The 19,498-nt window shown below is 52.7% G+C and carries 17 protein-coding genes; 8 read left to right on the top strand and 9 right to left on the bottom strand.

Annotated elements, in window-relative coordinates; genetic code table 11:
• Positions 1-61 precede the first annotated feature (61 nt).
• The 5 genes from ACKWMY_RS21870 (at position 62) to ACKWMY_RS21850 (ending at position 6,191) form a co-directional block, all read left to right on the top strand.
• Positions 62-709: a fimbrial protein gene (locus ACKWMY_RS21870; RefSeq protein ID WP_309046697.1), complete on the top strand. Its 648-nt coding sequence runs from the start codon at positions 62-64 to the stop codon at positions 707-709.
• A 47-nt stretch (positions 710-756) separates the two neighbouring features.
• The gene (locus ACKWMY_RS21865; protein ID WP_309046698.1) at positions 757-1,263 is read left to right on the top strand and encodes a CS1 type fimbrial major subunit; all 507 of its coding nucleotides are present in this window, start codon (positions 757-759) and stop codon (positions 1,261-1,263) included.
• A gap of 62 nt (positions 1,264-1,325) precedes the next feature.
• Positions 1,326-4,016, top strand: a complete 2,691-nt coding sequence (locus ACKWMY_RS21860; protein WP_409487024.1) for a TcfC E-set like domain-containing protein — start codon at positions 1,326-1,328, stop codon at positions 4,014-4,016.
• Between the two features lie 30 nt (positions 4,017-4,046).
• A complete protein-coding gene (locus ACKWMY_RS21855) occupies positions 4,047-5,297 on the top strand; it encodes a CfaE/CblD family pilus tip adhesin (RefSeq protein ID WP_409487023.1) in 1,251 nt (416 codons plus the stop codon).
• A 270-nt stretch (positions 5,298-5,567) separates the two neighbouring features.
• Complete coding sequence (locus ACKWMY_RS21850; protein ID WP_409487022.1) at positions 5,568-6,191, top strand: LuxR C-terminal-related transcriptional regulator; 624 nt, start codon at positions 5,568-5,570, stop codon at positions 6,189-6,191.
• A gap of 381 nt (positions 6,192-6,572) precedes the next feature.
• On the opposite strand, the gene ACKWMY_RS21845 is transcribed toward ACKWMY_RS21850, so the two are convergent.
• From ACKWMY_RS21845 to ACKWMY_RS21820, 6 genes are read right to left on the bottom strand one after another with little or no spacing between them, the layout of a single operon-like run.
• Complete coding sequence (locus tag ACKWMY_RS21845; protein ID WP_065684708.1) at positions 6,573-7,262, bottom strand: VIT family protein; 690 nt, start codon at positions 7,260-7,262, stop codon at positions 6,573-6,575.
• A 26-nt stretch (positions 7,263-7,288) separates the two neighbouring features.
• Positions 7,289-7,900 carry a tetratricopeptide repeat protein gene (locus ACKWMY_RS21840; protein WP_173408649.1) on the bottom strand — a complete coding sequence of 204 codons (612 nt, stop codon included), beginning with the start codon at positions 7,898-7,900 and terminating at the stop codon, positions 7,289-7,291.
• Positions 7,897-8,706: an SDR family oxidoreductase gene (locus tag ACKWMY_RS21835; RefSeq protein ID WP_309046702.1), complete on the bottom strand. Its 810-nt coding sequence runs from the start codon at positions 8,704-8,706 to the stop codon at positions 7,897-7,899. Before ACKWMY_RS21835 ends, ACKWMY_RS21840 begins: the two co-directional genes overlap by 4 nt.
• Entirely contained in the window at positions 8,703-9,359 is a 657-nt protein-coding gene (locus ACKWMY_RS21830; RefSeq protein ID WP_409487021.1) for a TenA family transcriptional regulator, read from the bottom strand. The genes ACKWMY_RS21835 and ACKWMY_RS21830 overlap by 4 nt, the downstream gene beginning before the upstream one ends.
• Positions 9,356-10,795 carry an AMP-dependent synthetase/ligase gene (locus ACKWMY_RS21825; protein WP_409487020.1) on the bottom strand — a complete coding sequence of 480 codons (1,440 nt, stop codon included), beginning with the start codon at positions 10,793-10,795 and terminating at the stop codon, positions 9,356-9,358. Before ACKWMY_RS21825 ends, ACKWMY_RS21830 begins: the two co-directional genes overlap by 4 nt.
• Entirely contained in the window at positions 10,792-11,439 is a 648-nt protein-coding gene (locus ACKWMY_RS21820; RefSeq protein ID WP_409487019.1) for a thermostable hemolysin, read from the bottom strand. Before ACKWMY_RS21820 ends, ACKWMY_RS21825 begins: the two co-directional genes overlap by 4 nt.
• A 188-nt stretch (positions 11,440-11,627) precedes the next feature.
• Between ACKWMY_RS21820 and ACKWMY_RS21815 the strand changes: the two genes are divergently transcribed.
• Both ACKWMY_RS21815 and yfcF read left to right on the top strand, forming a co-directional pair.
• Positions 11,628-12,281, top strand: coding sequence for a Qnr family pentapeptide repeat protein (locus ACKWMY_RS21815; RefSeq protein WP_074031196.1), 654 nt, complete (start codon positions 11,628-11,630; stop codon positions 12,279-12,281).
• Positions 12,282-12,400: 119 nt separating this feature from the next.
• Positions 12,401-13,036, top strand: coding sequence for a glutathione transferase (yfcF, locus tag ACKWMY_RS21810; protein WP_409487018.1), 636 nt, complete (start codon positions 12,401-12,403; stop codon positions 13,034-13,036).
• A 111-nt stretch (positions 13,037-13,147) separates the two neighbouring features.
• Here yfcF and ACKWMY_RS21805 read toward each other — a convergent pair whose 3' ends face one another.
• Positions 13,148-14,602 (bottom strand): NAD-dependent succinate-semialdehyde dehydrogenase, encoded by a 1,455-nt coding sequence (locus tag ACKWMY_RS21805; protein ID WP_021180637.1) that lies wholly within the window; start codon positions 14,600-14,602, stop codon positions 13,148-13,150.
• A gap of 12 nt (positions 14,603-14,614) precedes the next feature.
• Entirely contained in the window at positions 14,615-15,880 is a 1,266-nt protein-coding gene (locus ACKWMY_RS21800; RefSeq protein WP_024528194.1) for a 4-aminobutyrate--2-oxoglutarate transaminase, read from the bottom strand.
• Positions 15,881-16,000: 120 nt separating this feature from the next.
• Between ACKWMY_RS21800 and ACKWMY_RS21795 the strand changes: the two genes are divergently transcribed.
• Complete coding sequence (locus ACKWMY_RS21795; protein ID WP_409487017.1) at positions 16,001-17,473, top strand: PLP-dependent aminotransferase family protein; 1,473 nt, start codon at positions 16,001-16,003, stop codon at positions 17,471-17,473.
• A 573-nt stretch (positions 17,474-18,046) separates the two neighbouring features.
• On the opposite strand, the gene ACKWMY_RS21790 is transcribed toward ACKWMY_RS21795, so the two are convergent.
• Complete coding sequence (locus ACKWMY_RS21790) at positions 18,047-19,387, bottom strand: APC family permease (protein ID WP_309046709.1); 1,341 nt, start codon at positions 19,385-19,387, stop codon at positions 18,047-18,049.
• Positions 19,388-19,498: the final 111 nt, after the last annotated feature.

Genomic DNA, 19,498 nt, shown 5'->3' with positions numbered 1-19,498 from the left:
CGTCGCCTTTGCACTGGCTTTATTTTGTTTTACAAGTCGGGCATCTATGGTGGTGTACCCGATGGAGACCTCAGTAGATAAAAATGGCTCAGCGCAAATTAAAGTGCTTTCTCAAAGCGATGAGGTGCAATTTATTAAGGTTAGTTTAAAAAGAATAACCAACCCTGGAACTCCAAATGAAAAAGAGGTTCCCGCTGATATATCCTCTGGAGAGGCACTTATCGTCACACCGCAAAAACTGGCGCTTACGGCGGGGGGGGAAAGAATTGTACGACTGGTTTCTCTTTCTTTTCCACCAAAGGAAACCACTTGGCGCGTTTACTTTGAAAGTGTATCTGAAAATATTTTCAACAAGACAAACAACGAAGAAAGTCCCAAGCGCAGTACGGCAGAAGTTGGCGTTAGCATCGTATGGGGCGCATTGGTGCATGTTGCACCTGCGCACACTATTGTTAGCCTGAAATATACCCCTGACTCAGCAGAGGTGATGAATAGCGGTACCATTCGTCTGCCACTGCGAGAATTAGCAATATGCGACACAACAGGTGCTTGTTCATGGAAAAAAGAGACGTCGACTCTGTATCCAGGTACGACGATACGACTTGCCAACGCGCGTTTCTCACCCCAAAAAAAATACCGCGTAAAATATTACAATTGGCTTAAAAACGCGACGGAAGAAATCGAATTACCTGCCAGTCAGGTGAACTAACCCCTTTTGAATTAAAGGGAGCATCAATATCACTTATGGAGTCTTCAATGAAAAGTATTTTCAAAATAGCACTGAGCTCAGCGGCTTTATTGACCGCCATTAACGCCAACGCCGTTCAGCAGGATATTACCGTGACGGCAGATATCGATCCCACTATCGCCATCACGCAGGCCGATAACAGTGCGCTGCCAGCCAGCATTACGATGCAGTATCTACCGAGCAAGGGGTTGGAGGCGTATCGTAATAACATCAAGCTGTGGTCAAACACTGCCGATCGCGATCTCAACGTCAGCCTGGCCTCTTCTCCTTCATTGACCGACCAGAGCGGTAACAATGCCATTCCGCTTAGCGTGACGTTGAACGGGCAGAAATTGAGCGCGACCACTACGGTGTTTAACTACGCCACGACCTTCCCTGCAGGCATCACTAATGGTTCTGCGGCAATGCCGCTGATTATCTCGCAGACTACCGCTGGTGTGGCCACTGCCTCGGGTAAGTACAGCGGTATTGTCAGCCTTGTCGTTACCCAAGCAACTGCAAAAAACGCTGGCTAACGGCACGTATTACCTCTGACAGGCGAGGCTTATAGCCTCGCCTGATTTCCTGGATGTCACGGATGAATATCAGAATAAAGCCTTTATCCGCTGCGCTGGCAGCCCTGTTTTGGGTCGGCACCCACTCGGCGGCTTCCCCTCTTGTTCCCGCTGGCTTTGAAGACCTGGCCAAAGGGCAGGTTATCTGGCTGGAGATATCGCTGTACGGACGATCTCTGGGGCTTTTTCAGGCCAACGTCGATCTCGAAAATGTGTTTTTTTTGCAACCTGATCAAATTGCCTCCGCGATCCAGGAAAAATATAACGATCCATCTGCGCCTCAATTACTGCTGCGCAGCTCATTAAACCAGCCGTTTAAACGCAATGGCAACCTTGCATGCAGCACCAGCGGCAATGCGCCGGGCTGTGACTTTATTGATACTGACACCGTCGCCATTATTTATGACGAAAACTACGGGCGAATTAGCCTGTTCCTCGGAAAAGCATTTCTGCCAGAAAAGAAAAACGACGATAAATATTACGATGTTACGATCGACAGCCGTAACGCCCTTGTACACCAGCAAAACGTTAATTTTGTCGCCGATCAGGACTATCAATCGGCTTCGGTGCAAGGCAACGGTTCTCTGGGGGTAACGGAAAACGGCTTTATCAACGTCGACTGGAACTGGCAGGGGCAACGCTTCCGCTCGGACAGTGTTCAGCAGATTGACGTGAACAACGCCTATTTTCGCCAGGACATCCTGAAACAGATCTACCTGCAGAGCGGCATCATGGACTCACGGGATATATTCAGCAACATGGGTGGCAACATCAACCTCAGCCAGCTTCCGCTGGGTAAAATCCGTGGTGCCCGCATTGGCTCGACGCTGGCGTGGATCAATCGGGACAACGTTGTTCAGGGAACGCCGGTGACCGTTTTCCTGGCGCGGGAAGCACGCGTAGACGCCTACCGTGATGGTCAACTGCTGTCATCATTTTATCTGAGGGCCGGTGCGCAGACGCTGGATACCCGAACCTTTCCCGTCGGCAGCTATACGGTGACCCTACGTATCCATGAAGATAATCAACTGATCAGGACGGAAACCCTTCCCTACACCGCTACGGGCAGTGCACCGCTGAATACTTTTCAGTGGTTTTTACAGGGGGGCAACCTGGTTAGCCGTGAACAACATCGCGCCGACGAGAGTCAACGTGTGGTTCAGGGCGGTATCCGTATTCCTCTAACCGATACGTTCTCCCTCACGGCAGGTAGCACCCTGTTGAGCGATGCCCGCTATTGGGAAAACGCCGCGGACTGGAGCCACGGTTTCAGTAGCGGCCCCCTCGATGGCGTATTGACCTCGCGGATAAGCTATTTGCACGGTAGCGAGGGTTCCCAGGGCAATATTCAACAGTTGAATTATAACGATGGCTTTTCACTCAGTTTTTACCGTGCAGAAATGACGGCTGCAGACTGTAGCCAGCGGGTGGAGAACCGCTACAGCTATAGCGGTTGTTACAAGAGTACTAACCTGATGTTGTCGGTTCCCATCGCACAATGGAACGCCAGCCTGGGCTATGCAATTAGCAGCAACCAAGGGAGTTACGTCTATCGCCGCGAGCTTTCGGACGAGGACATAAAACACCGGGGTGGCGCGCCATGGGAGCAGGTCTACACCCGGCGCTCTAACAGTCGCACCTGGCAGGTGGGGCTCAGCCGCGCCTTCACGATGAATGATATCAACATCAATACCAACATTAACGCCTTTACCCGCCGGGAATCGAGCGTTGATAGGATCGACAACGTGGCGTTTTTGAATGTTAGCCTGACGTTTGGCAACAAGCGCAGCCAATCCTCGCTGGGGGCCAACTGGCAGAAAAGTCAGCGTAGAGGGGAGCGACTGAGCTACAACGCCGCCTACAGCCGCTACGCCGACAGCAACGGTGAAAACGAACTCGGTGCATCGCTTTACGGCATCAATGCGCAGACGGCAACCGCATCGGCATATGGTCGCATGGGGGGGCAGTACGGTAACGCCATGCTCACCGTCAGCGACGCGTATGACCGGGCGGAAAACCGCCACGCGGTGAGCAGCAGCGGTAACTACGGTTCCTCGCTGGTTATTGATCGGACTGGTCTCCTATGGGGGCGCTGGGGGGACGGCTCTCCCTCATCTGCCATTGCGTTGAGTGTGGCGACGCCTGAAGGGGATTGGGCTTCACGGGTTAACGTATCCGTCGACAGTGCCGGGCAGGCTGACGTCAGAGGCAACAGCCGGACGGTATTTACCGTACCTGCCTATCGCCAGTCGACTTTTAGTGTCAACGAGTCCTCCTCTGCGCTGGCGGGGATTAACAGCCAAATCAGCAAAGGGGCCGGTTCGCGCACGGTATTTTTGACGCCAGGTAAAGTGTTTAACCGCAGTATCGAAGTGACATCCCACTACACCTGGCTGGGCAGGATGGCCGATGAAAATAACCAGCCACTTGAGGGGGCGATCCCGCTAAACGTACTGTCCTGGACGCCGCTTGGGCAGGGCGGTTTTACGCTGGAAACAACGAACTTGCTGAAAACGCTGTACTTGATGAAAGAAAACACGTTCTGGCAGTGCCAACTGAAGGTAAAAGCGATACGAGATGTGGTGCGCTGGGTAGGCACCACACAATGCGCCAGCACTGAGATGGCGAATCTGCCCAATGCCGAGCAAAAACAGGTGGAACTGATGACGGCGGGTAACCGCCATAAAGACAGCAGCACAGTTCAAAACAGGTGATGGTAAAAAACCATCAGATCAGGAGTTGTCATGTATCGCATTTTTTCTTTTGGGTTTAATCCCGTTGTTGTCGTCAAACTATTGCTGTTATTGACGTATGGTTTCCTCTGCTCCGCCTCTGCGGCGGATATGCCGGGTTCCGCGTCAGCGGTGGATGTGCCCCGTTCCCTGTTAACGCGAAACGCACCTCGTTCCGTCACTATGGTGGACGTTCCTCCTCAGCCACAGAATACGTCGATCAATGTGAAGTTTGACAAAAAGGGCACGCCGGCTCGCCTGTCTATTTGGGATAACGTTTTTGGCGGAAGTTCAAACCCTGGATGCGCAGATAGCAATGACTGTAATAATAGGGATATCCTGAATAATTTGATTTGTTACTCACAAAACGACGCGACCAATGGCGCCTGCCCGACAAAACTTGTCTGGTACAGTACCGTGCCAGCTAACAGCCTCAAGCTCATCTTCAAACATGAGGGTAATACCAGCGTTACGCTAAATTTAACCAGTGGTAAAGTTCGTGACGTGAGCATGTCTGCATCATGGAATGCAGCCACTCTTCAGAACGGGTTCTCTGTTTATATTCCCGCATCGGAGCTTAATAAACTTAACTTGTCAGGAAGATGGCAGGCCCGTTTAAAAATGCGTGTGATGGCATGGAGTACCTGCAGCACACATTTAACCACCGGGTGTGACGGTTTTCACCGGGCTGACTGGAATGCCGACATCGTGCTGAACGTAACAGACGTCGGTAGACAGCAAATCTACTTCCCGGCATCCCCTAATGCTACGCCGCAGGTAAGCCTTAACCTGAATAACCGGCCGGGGGCGCAAAACACCACCGCTAGCGGCACAACCTCGTTGGATATGTGCTTGTATGATGGCAGCAATTCATCCAGTAACCGCATCAGCCTGCTATTTCAGGACGAAGGTGCCAGCGCGTCTGGCCGCCCGGCTGGGCAGTTCTCCGTTTACCGGCAAGGAGCGGATAAAAATCAGGCGGCTAATCGGCTGGACTATCAGGTCAGCGTGATAAACCCGACAACGGGAGCGGTACAGAATGTGTCAAACGGCAGCGAAATCATCTGGACGAATACCAATCGGCGTAATATCCAGCGGCAGGTAGTATTACCGGGTGTGCAAGGTGTCGCGCTGTGTGTACCTGCACCCATAACCCTGACAACGCCAATCTTTCGTCTGGCAGACAAGACGGCTGGACGTTATACCGGCAGTTTGCGCATCATTTATACCCCCACAACGCAGACCAGTACGCCATTACTATAAAGTCTCATCCTCACCAGATTGGTTGGGTATAAATATCGCCCTCCAGCCTGGGCAGGACGGTGTGAAATCCAGACAGATATGACCAGTTTCACAGTTACGCCTTATTTATAGATACATGCAGGAGGGCTATTGTGATCACCAGAGAAGAGAATATTACTTAGGCAATTAATCAATATATAATCAGAAAACCAAAGTAAGACTTATTATTTTTAGTAAAAATAATTAAGCAATGAGCCATTTATTTCTTATAATTTATGAGTGAAAAAAATCATGCTAAGTATAGTCATAAGAGACAGTAATAAATTTTATACGGATGCCTTGCACATCGTATTAAATCAATATTTTACCGATAGGAATACTCAGATCATCTTTACCGATCCTGATTGTACTTTCTTGTCGCACGCAGACTTAGTTTTTCAGGAGATTGAACATGAAACTCACTACCTCGATGCCCTGCCACTTCTAGGAAGGCATTTTATGGGTATTATTTTCCCCATCTGTGAATATGAAGCGAACAAAATAACCCCCAATCAAAGACATACCTGTATTCAAGAACTCCCAATTATCTATAGGCAAGATCCGCCATCGACAGTCATCCAAAAGGTCAGCAGACAACTGTCTCGCCTGCATGAAAAAGACAAATACTTCTATAACAAAATCATGCAAAAACAATGTGATATATGCGACAAGCATCAAATGACGAAAAATGAAATCGAGGTACTTAGATTAATTAATCAGGAGTACGGCCTAACCTCGATTGCCAACATCTTGAATAGAAACGTCAAGACAGTCCATTCGCAGAAAAAATCCGCCATGAATAAGCTTAACATCACTAGTAATATCGGGCTCTATGCCTTCCTTAGGAAAAATTGGAAACTTTTAGAGTACTGTTAACTTAAAAAACACCCTATCGCAAAAACCACTACTGCAGGTATTTACCACCAATGGCCCAACTCAGAAGTGGGCCGCCGACATCACTAGCTTATGATTGGATTGTGAATAACTCATAAATTCCACTAAAAACTGCTTAGTAAGTTATCAGACAAGTCACTTTAACTTATGATAATTAAAATAAGGTAATATTTGAATGGGAAAATAAAGAATTGATATTATATTCAATCACAATTAAATGGATCTCTACGTGACCTTGGCTTTATCGGAACATGCAGCTCCCTTTTATACCTAACACTATCCACAGGAATTACCCCTTTGAGAAAGGCCGTACTTTTGAGTGACTGCGACGCAGAGAAAAATATCGCGCTATTGGTTTACCCCTTACCCCGTAACCAAACCAAATAACGCCCCGATCCCCGATGACACCCCCATGGCCAGTGCGCTCCAGAAGGTAATGCGCATCACTCCAGGGCCTATGGGTGCGCCGCCCACTTTGGCCGAAACGCCCCCAAGCACCGCCAGTGAGACCAATGCTGAGCAGGCAATGGCGGGGATGGTCCATTCAGTTGTCGCGATGGCCGCTACACATAGCGGTAATATTGCCCCGGCAGCAAAACTCAATGCTGAAGCCCACGCGGCCTGTAAAGGACGCGCGGTGGTGATTTCTGAGATCCCCAGCTCATCACGCGCATGGGCGCCTAGCGCATCATGGTGCATCAGTTTTTCTGCCACTTGTTTAGCCAGAGCCAAATCAAGCCCACGATGGACATAAATCGAGGTTAACTCCCGGTGTTCACCCTGAAAATCGCTATTCAGCTCAGCTTGCTCTTCAGCCAGAGCGGCCTTTTCAGTATCAGCCTGGGAAGACACTGAAACATACTCACCGGTTGCCATCGACATCGCACCAGCCACCAAGCCAGCCACCCCGGTCAAGAGCAAACTTTGCTGAGTTACGTTAGCCGACGCTACGCCCAACAGCAGACTGGCGGTAGACACTATCCCGTCATTAGCCCCGAGAACGGCAGCCCGCAACCAGCCTATTTTTTCCATGCTGTGTCGTTCCCGGTGCATTTTGTTTCCCTTTATTGACCCTAGTATCAAAGTTTATCGAGTCGTTGTTGAATGTCCTGATGGCGGCCTTTATCGGCTAATTCTCTGCCTGGGCGGGCAGGGGCCGCCAGTGCTTTCTGTAAATAGAGTTTGCCCTGTGCCTTATGCCCTTGATCTATCAGAAAGTCACCGTAGAAATAGTTGGGATCGATACCCGTTGGATTAATCTGTAAAGCCTGTTTCAACAACAGTTCAGCCTGCTTGTCATCACCAAAGCCAATGGGCCAGCCAGGAACCTGATAATAGAGGGCGCCAAGACTGGTATAGGCTGAGCCATCCAGCGCCTTGGCATCCAACTTTATTGCCAGTTCCAACTTCATTTTCGCCTCTTTGGCCAGTTCCAAAGCACCCAGCCCCCCTTTCTCACCGGCCCAACTACTCTTGACGATCGCAGACCAGATCAACAGGTCTGCGCGTGACCCGTTAGCTGCACTGGCTTTATCCGCAACGGCGCTGAGTTGTTCCAGACAGCTTTCTTTCTGTTTCGCCGCAACCTGATACTGGCAAACTGCCCATTGGTTCTGAATATCGGCCAAATCACTCTGGGCAACAGCGGTTGTACTACCAAAGAGCGTCAACACCAACAATAACTTTTTCATCGCGAGTCCTTCTTCTCAAGGGCAGCATTGGCATGGCGGGCAATAATATGCCGCTGTTTAGCCAGCGCTTTATCGACCACTGCAGGGAACAGTGCATTAAGTTTGACAAAGAACCGCTCTGGCCAACCCAACCATCGTCGTTTTATCTGTTTGTCTAACGCAACAATCACCTCATCAGCAACCCATTCAGCACTGTCACTTTTGGTGCCTAACTCAGCATTCATGGCATTAACAGCCGCAGAGTTAAGCGTGGTTTTTGTCGCCCGGGGGGCAAAATAGAGCACGTTAATGGATGAACCGGCAAGTTCTCTGCCGAGTGCTTCACTAAAACCACGCAGCGCGAACTTGCTCGCGCAATACACGCTATATCCGGCATAACCAATGCTGCCAAAGCTGGAGCCGATATTCATAATGATGCCGGGCCGGTCTATATAAGGCAGTAAAGCCCGAGTCAATAATATTGGAGCCTGAATATTTACGGCTAACTGCTGCATTATTTGTTGTTCGCTTTGATCCTCAAGCCAGGCAAAATGATTGGCCCCGGCATTGTTGATCAGGATATCAATACGCTGTTGTTGGCAAAGCAGCTCAACTTGCTGTGTCAATTGGGTGAAATCGCCAAGATCGGCGATCCAAACCTGATGTTTTTCCGGGTGGGGCAATGTGTTAAGCAGCGCGGTGAGCGCCGTTTCATTACGCCCATGTAATATTAGACAAGCCCCCTGCTTTGCCAAGGCATGAGCCAGTGCCTGGCCAATACCGCCACTGGCACCGGTAAGCAAAATACGGCTGTTGTCGAGCCTCATTGTGCTGGCTCCATCAGGCCACGCAGCATGTCGCCATAAAGTTGGTAGACCACTTTGGCAGTATGGATAATCGCGGCACGATCTTCGCTCTTTTCCACCTGGTCCATTAATGATGCAAAAAAGGCCAGATGTTCTTTGTCCAGTTCCCCATGCGAGCTGAGGTAACTCATGGCTTTCTCTGGTAATCCCAGTCCCTGTTTAAGCTGCTCGGCAACGGTGGTGGCAATGGCGACGCTGGTGCCCTCAAGGACATGCACCATACCGAAAATACCCATAGGGTTGAGGCGAGAGACGTGATCGTAGAGGAACGCAATCATCAACTCGATTGCCAATACCGGCTGGCCATGACGAACCGCTTCTGCATCCCCGCCACACGTCCTGATATCATTTAATATCCATTCCTGATGGCCATACTCTTCATCAATATATTCGGCAATGGCTCCGCGAACCCATTCATATTCTGAGTTCATCCGGCCGCCCGCTGTCATCAATAAAGGCACGGTATGGCTGACATGATAAAAAGCCTGTGTCAAAAAGGCGATATACATTTCGGCATTAATATTTCCGCAGCGGCAAGCTTCTATGACCGGGGAGGAAAGGAGCTTCTCTCTGTCCACCGCCGTCTCTCGCTGTAACAATTGATAAAAACTCATGTGATATCTCCCGCGATTAACTGATGAATACGTGTGTGATAGGTGGACAAAATCTGCTGTCTTTTCGGGCGCCCATTGGTGGTTAATAAACCGTTTTCAACCGTTAACTGTGCCAAAAAATAATGATGGATCCGTGCATAGTCAGGTAACCGTCCATTAAGTTGAGATAGCTGCTCGGCAAGGCTACTTTCATAACCGGCTGTCACTTGGATCAGCGCAACATTTACGGGTAAACCATCACCAAAGATGACCATGCGGGATATTGCTGGAAAAAGCTGAGCCTCTGCCTCGATCCATTCCGGTGAAAAATTTCGGCCAAAGGCGGTGATCTGAATATTCTTTTTGCGGCCGGTGATATGAAGGAAGCCTTGGGCATCAAAATGGCCGAGATCGCCGGTTGCTACCGGGGATCTTGCAGCAAGTTCCCCCAGATATCCCAGCATTGTCGCGCCAGAAATCAAGATCTCCCCATCCGGTGCGATGGTTATCCGGCAGTGCGGTAACGGTTCACCCACCGAGCCAGGCAATGCACGCCCTAGCGCATTGAGGGCAACAACCGAGCCGCATTCTGATAAGCCATACCCTTCAAAAACCGGCAAACCCAACTGATGCGATTTAACCACTAAATCCGCAGCAACCTTACCCCCGCCGACGGCAACAAAACGCAGGCTCTCCGCCAACCCTGGGTTGTGGGTGCACAACATGACGAATAGACGCAGCAATTCAGGTACCAATACCAGACTGTGCGGCCGCCATTGAGTAATGGCTTGGGCAAGGATCTGAGCGGAAAACTGGCTAGAGCCTGTCAATCCCACTTCCGCCAGCGAGGGGATACGGCTACATACGCCACTGAGCAACGGAACATACAGCCCGGTAATGTTTTCAAGCAAGGTCGACAGTGGCAGCAATGTCAGATGCTGCTGTATGTTTGCCGCAGCAACCCGCTCGGCAAGCGCCAGACTGACCTGCATCAAGTGCTCCTGACTCAAACATACCCCTTTGGGATGCCCGGTTGTCCCTGATGTATAGGTGATTTTGGCTGTATTAGCGGGTAATTCAGCAACAGATAGTGGCTGCCGACGTTGCAAAGGGTAATCAAGGAAAGGGGTCGTTATCCACCCTTGCCGGGCAGGCCCAATCAAGGCATCGGCACCGCTACTTTCCAACAACCAGTCTTGTTGTTCGGCACTGAAAAAAACGGGCACCGGTATAATGACAATATTGGCTAACAAGCAAGCCAGATCGATCATGGCCCACTCCAGGCCGTTATTCAAAAACAGGGCCAGCCGCGATATTTTCTCATTACTGAGTCGCTCGGCCAGAGAGGTAGTTTGCCGCAATAAATCAGCGTAGCTGATGCTCTGCTGACTATCACATAACGCAGGGCGAGAGCCATCTGTGACCGCGATGTGTTCAATTCGCTCAAAAAGGATCATAGCTGCACGCTCATTTGCACGGGAAAGATATCCGGCATGGGGCCAAACAATGAAAGCAATAAGCTGGTTTCACTCAGAATTTGGCGGCCTTGTTTAAGATCGCCAACCATGACACAGGGCTGCCCCTGATAATATTCTCCCCAGGCCTGGGCATCTTCACCCATTCGATCCGGCAATGCAGGGGCGAGTTCCAGAGGGGTCAGGTGCAACCGGTGGAAGATATTTCTCAACTTTTTGGTCCCGGTAAATGCCACGTATTCGAATTGGTTTTCGTAGAGTAGCCGGCAAATCGCCGCAAACATGATCCGGGCATTTCCGGATTCAGAACAGGCAAAGTTTCCTATTTCAACCAGACGGTTACGTGGCAAGATTATTCCCGTCTGCGCGACAGCCACCTCTTCAATCGGCGCATCCAGATAACGCTCAAGGTACAGCACCGAGTTGTCAGCACGGTTCAGACCACAGGCACCAACCAGAACGCCATCAGCGCGGTACATGCCTAACAGATAAGGCAGGAAGTGAGGAATGAGCGCATTAAACTGCCGACCGTATTCGTGCTGTATATAAGCCTGTAATAAGGCCCTGTGCTCATGGTCCTCAGCAAACGACAGCTGGTACGGTGCCTGGATATATATACTCATCATCGCGCCCCTCTGACTGATAATGAGCAGTGTAGTGATATAAGCTTAAGAAAGAGTTAAGCCGATGAGAGCACAAACCTCTATTTAAAACCCAAGGCCATCAAGCAAGCTGACCGCTTTATACACTATTTCCCTTCACCGTTAACCTCAGGTAGTATCACCATAAGCTGTATAAAAAAACAGGTAACAACATGCAACCCTTACTGCTGCATTCCGCCAAGATTTCCCGTGATCAATTCCGTGGTGAAACCATCACCAACGGCAAGTTTCTGAACTGCGATTTCTCCGGCACCGATCTGACTGATACCCAGTTTATCGGCTGTGTTTTCTATGACGAAGAGACCCAGCTCGGGTGTAACTTCAGCCGCGCGGTGTTGAAAGATGCCAGCTTTAAAAGCTGCGATCTCTCACTGGCCGATTTCAGAAATACCCAGGCCCTCGGCCTGGAGATCCGCGAATGCAAGGCACAGGGGGCTGATTTCCGTGGTGCCAGCTTTATGAACATGATTTCGCAGCGCAGCTATTTTTGCAGCGCCTTTATCATCAAAAGCAATCTGAGCTACAGCAACTTCTCCAAGGTGGTACTGGAGAAATGTGAGCTGTGGGAAAACCGCTGGAGTGGCGCTAACGTGTTGGGAGCCAGCTTTATTGGCTCTGATCTGTCCGGCGGGGAGTTCAACCAGTTTGACTGGCGGGCCGCCACCTTCAACCACTGCAATCTGACCGGCGCAGAGCTGGGGGAGATGGATATCCGCCAGGTTGATCTGGAGGGAGTACAGCTGGATAGCCAGCAGGTCGTTGGGTTAATCGATCGGCTGGGGATAATCCTGGTCAGTGACTCCTGATTACCAGCCGCCATCACGGTGCCTAATACGCCATTACGATTAATCATCGGCCATCGCCTTGATTTTATTGCGCCCTTCGCCAATGATTCCAAATACCTTTCCCATCCTCAAGGATCCGTATGAACCCATCGGCCACTGTTCTCTACACCGATAGCGACTTTTTCAGCCCCTATGCCATGTCGACCTTTGTGGCGCTCACGGAGAAAGGCATGCCGTTTACCGTCAAGCCGGTGGATCTTTCACTGGGGGAACAGCAAAGCCAGGCCTACGGCAGCCTGTCATTAACGCTGCGGGTGCCGACGTTGGTGATGGGTAGCTTCCAGCTTTCCGAGTCTTCCGCCATTGAGGAATATTTGGAAGAACTCCACCCAGCTCATCCGCTCTACCCGCGTGACATCAAACAGCGCGCCAAAGCCCGTGAGATCCAGGCATGGTTGCGTAGCGATCTTTTGCCGTTGCGGGCCGAACGCCCAACCGAGGTAATTTTCAGCACGGGTAAATTTGCCCCATTGAGTACGGATGCCCAACGGGCAGCCAACAAACTGCTGACTGCGGCGCAAAAGTTGCTGAGCCACGGCCAGGATCATCTGTTCCACGAATGGTGTATCGCCGATACCGATCTGGCCCTGATGCTCAACCGGCTGGTGATACATGGCGATCCGGTACCGGAACCGCTGCGCCACTATGCACAAAAACAGTGGCAGCGCCCATCGGTGCAGGCGTGGTTGGCATTACCAGAGAAAATGCGCGGTTAAAAAAAACCGGCGGCCACGACGCCGCCGTTCTCAACGGTGAGAAACATCACTTCTTGCTCGGAGGAAACGCTCCCCAGCGTAGGCCACCGGGGAGCGTTCAAGTCTTGAGGGTTAACAGCTCACGTCAATACACAGGTATTTCAGTTCCAGATACTCTTCGATGCCGTAGCGGGAGCCTTCACGCCCCAGCCCAGACTGTTTGATACCGCCGAAAGGCGCTACCTCATTGGAGATCAAACCGGTATTGATGCCCACCATGCCGTATTCCAACGCCTCCGGCACCCGCCATTGACGGGCAGCGTTTTGCGTGAACAGGTAAGCGGCCAGACCAAATTCGGTATCGTTGGCCATCGCGATAGCTTCTGCTTCGTCATGGAAACGGAACAGCGGTGCAACCGGGCCAAAGGTTTCTTCTTTGGCAAAGCGCATCTGCTGGGTCACTCCGGTAACCACCGTCGGCTGGAAGAAGGTACGGCCCAACGCATGCGGCTGCCCACCGGTCGCGATCTGCGCCCCTTTGATCAGCGCATCATCAATGTGGCTCTGCACTTTTTCTATCGCAGCCTCATCGATCAGCGGCCCCTGCGTCGTCCCTTCCTGTGTGCCATCACCGACTTTCAGTTGTTCAACCGCGGCCACCAGCTTATCCACCAGGCGATCGTAGATGCCGTCCTGCACGTAAATACGGTTGGCACAAACGCAGGTCTGCCCGCTGTTGCGGAATTTGGAGGCCATGATCCCGGCAACGGCCGCGTCCAGATTCGCATCGTCAAACACAATCACTGGTGCGTTGCCGCCCAGTTCCAACGAAAGCTTTTTAATGGTTGGCGCACATTGCGCCATCAAGATGCGCCCAACCTCGGTCGAGCCGGTAAAGCTCAGCTTGCGTACTACCGGGCTGTCACACAGCACTTTACCCACCTGAGCCGCTTCGCCGGTTACTACTTGCAATACGCCTGCGGGAATACCGGCATCCTGCGCCAGTTTGGCCAATGCCAATGCCGTCAGCGGCGTTTGCTCAGCCGGTTTGACGATCATGGTGCAGCCTGCTGCCAACGCTGGGGCCGCCTTACGGGTGATCATCGCTGCTGGGAAGTTCCACGGCGTGATCGCCGCGCAGACGCCGATCGGTTGTTTCACCACAACCAGACGTTGCGAAGCCTGTGGTGCCTGTAATACGGCGCCGTCTACACGCTTGGCTTCCTCGGCGAACCAGGTAATAAACGAGGCGGCATAGGCCACTTCGCCACGCGCTTCCGCCAGCGATTTACCCTGCTCAGCGGTCATCAACTGCGCCAGATCTTCCTGAGCCGCCATGATTTTATCGGCCCAGGCCAGCAACAATACGGAACGCTGCTTGGCGGTCTGTTGCTTCCAGCCGATTTGTGCCTGCTGCGCGGCGTTAATTGCCTGCTGGGTTTCCTCTGCGCTCACCAGAGGCACCGTTGTCAGCTCCACACCGTTGGCCGGGTTGATCACGGCTTCACGTTTGCCGCTGCGCGCATCACACCACTCGCCGTTAATCAGGCATTGGCTACGCAGCAGATCGGGGTTTTGCAGTTTCATGAATATTGCTCCTTATTGGGCCAGCGCGCGGGAAAGGATTGCCAGCGCCTGGTTAAACTGGGCATCAGGAATGGTCAGCGGGTATAGGAAACGGATCACGTTACCGTTCACCCCACAGCTGAGTAGCAACAGTCCTGCTTCCTGGGCTTTTTGCTGTACCTGACGGGTAAACTCCGGCGACGGTTTACCGGTTGCCGGGTCGTTGAACTCTACCGCCACCATGGAACCCAGCGCGCGAATATCTACAATCGCCGGGCAGTGGCTACGTGCCTGTTGCAGCACTTCCACCAAATGTTGCCCCAAACGCTGGGAGCGTTGGCACAGTTGTTCTTCTTCAATCACGTCCAATACCGCCAGCGCGGCAGCAACGGCTAATGGGTTACCGGCGTAGGTACCACCAAGGCCACCAGGGGCCGGGGCATCCATCACTTCAGCACGGCCCGCCACGGCAGACAACGGCATACCACCAGCCAGGCTCTTCGCCATGGTGATCAGGTCCGGTTTCACCGCATAGTGGTCCATCGCAAACAGCTTGCCGGTACGAGCAAAGCCGGTCTGCACCTCATCGGCGATCAGCAGGATACCGTGTTGGTCACACAGCGTACGCAGCGCCTGCATGAATTCTGCCGGAGCCACGTTAAAACCCCCTTCCCCCTGCACCGGTTCCAGTACAATAGCGGCAACCTGCTTAGGATCGATATCGGCCTTAAAGATGCGTTCCAGGCTATTCATGGCATCTTCGGTGCTGACACCATATAGCGCATTCGGATACTGGCCATGGAACACGGAGCCAGGGAACGGGCCAAAGCCCAACTTGTAAGGGGCCACTTTACCCGTCAGTGCCATGGTCATATAGGTACGGCCATGGAATCCGCCGCCGAAGGTGATCAGGCCTGGGCGCCCGGTGTAAGCACGAGCGATCTTCACCGCGTTCTCTACCGCTTCTGCGCCAGTGGTGAAGAAGGCGGTTTTACAGGTGCCTTCGATCGGAGCACGTTGGTTGATGCGCTCTGCCAGCGAAATATAGCTTTCATAAGGCACGATCTGGTATGCCGTATGGGTAAACGCCTGAAGCTGCTTTTCAATGGCGGCGATCACCTTGGGATGACGGTGGCCGGTATTGAGCACCGCAATGCCCGAGGCAAAGTCGATCACCTCATTGCCTTCCACATCCCACAGGGTGGCATTTTCTGCACGCTCGGCGTAAAAACCACACATCACGCCAATCCCTCTTGGGGTAGCGGCCAGACGACGTTGATTCAGTTCTGCGTTTTTCATGCTGTTCTCTCCGGGCGGGACCAGTTATCGGTTTTGTTCACAAACGTGAAACATTGCGTTTATTTACACCGGATGTGGCCCTATAATCGAGTGCCAGTTACGATTAATTGAGGGATCCAATTGCGCTCATTGAGTGGTGACCTGCTGCTGCAACGCCTCGGCGAGCAGCCCGATGATAAACTGCACAAGCGGTTATACAATGCCATTCGTACCAGTATTCTGGACGGCAGCCTGCCCCCTTCCAGCCGCCTGCTGGCGTCACGCGATCTGGCAAAAGAGCTGGGCCTCTCACGTAATACGGTTTTAACCGTTTATGAACAATTACTGGCGGAAGGATATGTGTTTTCGCGCCAGGGAAGTGGAACCTTCGTCGCAGAAACGGTACCCGACAGCTGTTTATCCACCGCCAGCCAGCCGATTGCCGTTGACGGTGAGCAACGGCGTGCCGAGCTGTCACAACGTGGCATCACGCTACTGCAACACGCCAGCGCCAGCCCGAAACAGTGGGGAGCGTTTATTCCCGGCGTCCCCGACGTGAATGCTTTCCCGCATCACATCTTCAGCAAACTCCAGGCACGCATCAGCCGCCGCCCGACTTCACAGCGCTTAACCTACAGCAACCAGGGCGGCAGCCCGGAGCTGCGGCATGCGCTGGTGGACTATCTACGGGTGTCGCGTTCGGTGCGCTGCTCGCCGGAACAAATTCTGATCACCGAAGGTATTCATCAGGCGATCGATCTGGTCACCCGCATGCTGTGTAATCCTGGAGATGACGCCTGGATCGAGGAACCTGGCTATTGGGGGATCCGCAATATCCTGCGCATGAACGGCGTCAATATCTGCCCCTGGGCGGTGGATGAGGCCGGGATGGTGCCACCAGAACAACCGGCGGCCTTGCCACGGCTGATTTTTGTCACCCCTTCACACCAATACCCGTTGGGCTCGGTCATGAGCCTGGCTCGTCGGCAACGGCTGCTAGCTTTGACCCGTGCGGCTGGCGGCTGGATCGTGGAGGATGATTATGACAGTGAATTCCGCTTCTCCGGCCAACCTATCCCGGCCTTGCAGGGGTTGGAAGCCGATGCGCCGGTGATCTACATCGGCACCTTCAGCAAAACGCTCTATCCGGCCCTGCGGCTGGGCTATGTGGTGCTTCCCAAGCCATTGATGGACGAGTTAAAAACGGCTCACGCCGAGCTTTACCGTGGTGGTCATTTGATCATTCAGGCGGCGCTGGCGCAGTTTATTCAGGAAGGCCACTATACCGCGCATATCCGCCGTATGCGGTTGCTGTATGCCAAACGCCGTGGGTTCCTCACCGCGTTGATTGAGCAGCATCTGGGTAAGGAGGCGTTGAGCGAGTTCAACAGCAACGCCGGGCTGCACCTGGTACTCAACCTGCCGGATGATGCCGACGATGTCGCCATCGCTGCGGCGGCCAATGAACGCGGTGTGCTGGTAAGAGCGTTGTCACGGTATTACATGCTGCCAAACGCGCGACGCGGGCTGCTGATGGGCTTTGCTTGTGTGCCGGAAGAACAAATGGCGGCGGCGTTTGACGTGTTGTTGGAGTGTATAGGCCCCTCACCCTAACCCTCTCCCACAGGGAGAGGGAACCGATCGAGTGGGCTGAAAGTATCGTGATTCTTCATGAGCACCGGCTGATTCGCCTTGGCTGAAGGGGGCGCTCGCGTTTGCTGAGATTGCCTATTTACTGCCAAAAAGAGCAGAAACTAACAGCCCCCCTCCCTTGTGGGAACCGATCGAGTTACAGCCAAAAGAGCAGAAACTAACAGCTCCCTCCCTTCTGGGAACCGATCGAGTGACTGCCAAAAGAGCAGAAACTAACAGCTCCTTCCCTTCTGGGAACCGATCGAGTGACTGCCAAAAGAGCAGAAACTAACAGCCCCCTCCCTTGTGGGAACCGATCGAGTGACTGCCAAAAGAGCAGAAACTAACAGCTCCTTCCCTTCTGGGAACCGATCGAGTGACTGCCAAAAGAGCAGGGACTAACAGCTCCCTCTCCCTGTGGGAACCGATCGAGTGACTGCCAAAAGAGCAGAAACTAACAGCCCCCTCCCTTCTGGGAACCGATCGAGTGACTGCCAAAAGAGCAGGGACTAACAGCTCCCTCTCCCTGTGGGAGAGGGTTGGGGTGAGGGGGCATCAATCCAGCAGGTGATTGATATCATCCTGGGTGGATGGGGGATCCTGACGCATCCCCTTGGTCAGCCACAGCAGATAAATAAAACCAGCAAACAGCCAGGTGAAGCCCACTTTCAGCGCTTCGGGATCCAGGTTGACCCACAGCCACACTGACATACCGAAGCCAATCAGCGGCAGCAGGCCGTATTTGAACATCGCGTTCAGCCCACGGCGTTTTTGGTTGATCAGGAAATGTTTGATCACGCTGAGGTTAACGAAGGTGAATGCCCCCAGTGCGCCAAAGCTGATCATCGACACCACCATGCTCAAATCCATCCACAGCGCCAGCAACGAGATGATGGCGACAAACACAATCGCGCGCCACGGAGTGCGGAAACGAGGATGAAGGTGGTAGAACACTTTACGCGGCAACACGCCTTCACGCCCCATGGCGTAGAAGATACGTGAGACACCGGTTTGTGCAGACATGGAAGAGGCATACACCCCGGTGAGGTAAGTGGCCATAAAGAAGTTGTACATCCACTTGCCGCCCACGTGTTCCGAGATAATCAGGCTGGCGGTATCCTGATGCGGGATCAGCGATTGCCAGTCAGGATAGGCCAGATGCGCGGCGTAGGAGACGGCAACAAAGATGCCACCGGCACAGATCACGGTAATCAGGATCGCGCGCGGCAGAGTACGTTTGGCGTCGGCGGCCTCTTCGGCCATGGTGGCAATGGCATCAAAACCCAGGAAGGCCAGGCACAACACCGCAGCACCGGCGATCAGACCAGAGAAGTCACCGGCATCCACCAGCAGCGGTTTCATCAATGACGCCGGGCTGAGGTCGGCCTCGCTAAATGCCAGCACGATAAACAGCACGATAAACACCATCTGCAAGGCAATCAGCGTGAAATTCACCGAGCTAAGTAGGCGCACGCCCAGAATATTCAGCGCGCTGACGCTGGCAATGGAGCCAAGAATAAACACGTAAGCAGGGATCGATGGGAATGCCTCGTGCAAGAAGATACCTAAAACCAGATAGTTAAGCATCGGCAGGAACAGATAATCGAGGATCTGCGCCCAACCTACCAGGAAACCGGTTTTACCACCAAAACTGCGCTGTACGTAGGAATAGGCCGAACCTGCCAGCGGCATGGCGTTGGTCATCCGGCAATAGCTCAGAGCGGTAAACAGGATGGTCACGATGGTAACCAGATAAGCGACGGGTAAGTGACCCTGGCTTAACACGGTAACCTGACCGTAGGTGGTAAACACGCCCAGTGGCACCATATAGGCAAGGCCAAACGCAACCAGGGCGGGGGTTTTAAGAACTCGTTGCAACCGAATGTTTTGCGGCATTACCGTATCATCTCCTGGCGCAGCTCAGCGCTATTCAGGGCCAATCCCAATAGGCTATTTGATTCGCTGCGGTAAAAACAAGGGGACGGATTCTGGCACAAGTTAGGCTGC

The sequence above is a fragment of the Serratia sp. J2 genome, from assembly GCF_046269175.1.
GTDB classification, from domain to species: domain Bacteria; phylum Pseudomonadota; class Gammaproteobacteria; order Enterobacterales; family Enterobacteriaceae; genus Chania; species Chania fonticola_C.
This window is presented reverse-complemented; position numbering and strand designations above follow the sequence as displayed.

What these genes read in the sequence shown, in the direction of transcription:
- yfcF (WP_409487018.1), top strand. Translation starts at nt 12,401, where the DNA reads ATGAACCCATCGGCCACTGTTCTCTACACCGATAGCGACTTTTTCAGC.
- ACKWMY_RS21800 (WP_024528194.1), bottom strand. Translation starts at nt 15,880, where the DNA reads ATGAAAAACGCAGAACTGAATCAACGTCGTCTGGCCGCTACCCCAAGA.
- ACKWMY_RS21830 (WP_409487021.1), bottom strand. Translation starts at nt 9,359, where the DNA reads ATGAGTTTTTATCAATTGTTACAGCGAGAGACGGCGGTGGACAGAGAG.
- ACKWMY_RS21790 (WP_309046709.1), bottom strand. Translation starts at nt 19,387, where the DNA reads ATGCCGCAAAACATTCGGTTGCAACGAGTTCTTAAAACCCCCGCCCTG.
- ACKWMY_RS21860 (WP_409487024.1), top strand. Translation starts at nt 1,326, where the DNA reads ATGAATATCAGAATAAAGCCTTTATCCGCTGCGCTGGCAGCCCTGTTT.
- ACKWMY_RS21820 (WP_409487019.1), bottom strand. Translation starts at nt 11,439, where the DNA reads ATGATGAGTATATATATCCAGGCACCGTACCAGCTGTCGTTTGCTGAG.
- ACKWMY_RS21825 (WP_409487020.1), bottom strand. Translation starts at nt 10,795, where the DNA reads ATGATCCTTTTTGAGCGAATTGAACACATCGCGGTCACAGATGGCTCT.
- ACKWMY_RS21805 (WP_021180637.1), bottom strand. Translation starts at nt 14,602, where the DNA reads ATGAAACTGCAAAACCCCGATCTGCTGCGTAGCCAATGCCTGATTAAC.
- ACKWMY_RS21840 (WP_173408649.1), bottom strand. Translation starts at nt 7,900, where the DNA reads ATGAAAAAGTTATTGTTGGTGTTGACGCTCTTTGGTAGTACAACCGCT.
- ACKWMY_RS21835 (WP_309046702.1), bottom strand. Translation starts at nt 8,706, where the DNA reads ATGAGGCTCGACAACAGCCGTATTTTGCTTACCGGTGCCAGTGGCGGT.
- ACKWMY_RS21855 (WP_409487023.1), top strand. Translation starts at nt 4,047, where the DNA reads ATGTATCGCATTTTTTCTTTTGGGTTTAATCCCGTTGTTGTCGTCAAA.
- ACKWMY_RS21865 (WP_309046698.1), top strand. Translation starts at nt 757, where the DNA reads ATGAAAAGTATTTTCAAAATAGCACTGAGCTCAGCGGCTTTATTGACC.
- ACKWMY_RS21850 (WP_409487022.1), top strand. Translation starts at nt 5,568, where the DNA reads ATGCTAAGTATAGTCATAAGAGACAGTAATAAATTTTATACGGATGCC.
- ACKWMY_RS21815 (WP_074031196.1), top strand. Translation starts at nt 11,628, where the DNA reads ATGCAACCCTTACTGCTGCATTCCGCCAAGATTTCCCGTGATCAATTC.
- ACKWMY_RS21870 (WP_309046697.1), top strand. Translation starts at nt 62, where the DNA reads ATGGAGACCTCAGTAGATAAAAATGGCTCAGCGCAAATTAAAGTGCTT.
- ACKWMY_RS21845 (WP_065684708.1), bottom strand. Translation starts at nt 7,262, where the DNA reads ATGCACCGGGAACGACACAGCATGGAAAAAATAGGCTGGTTGCGGGCT.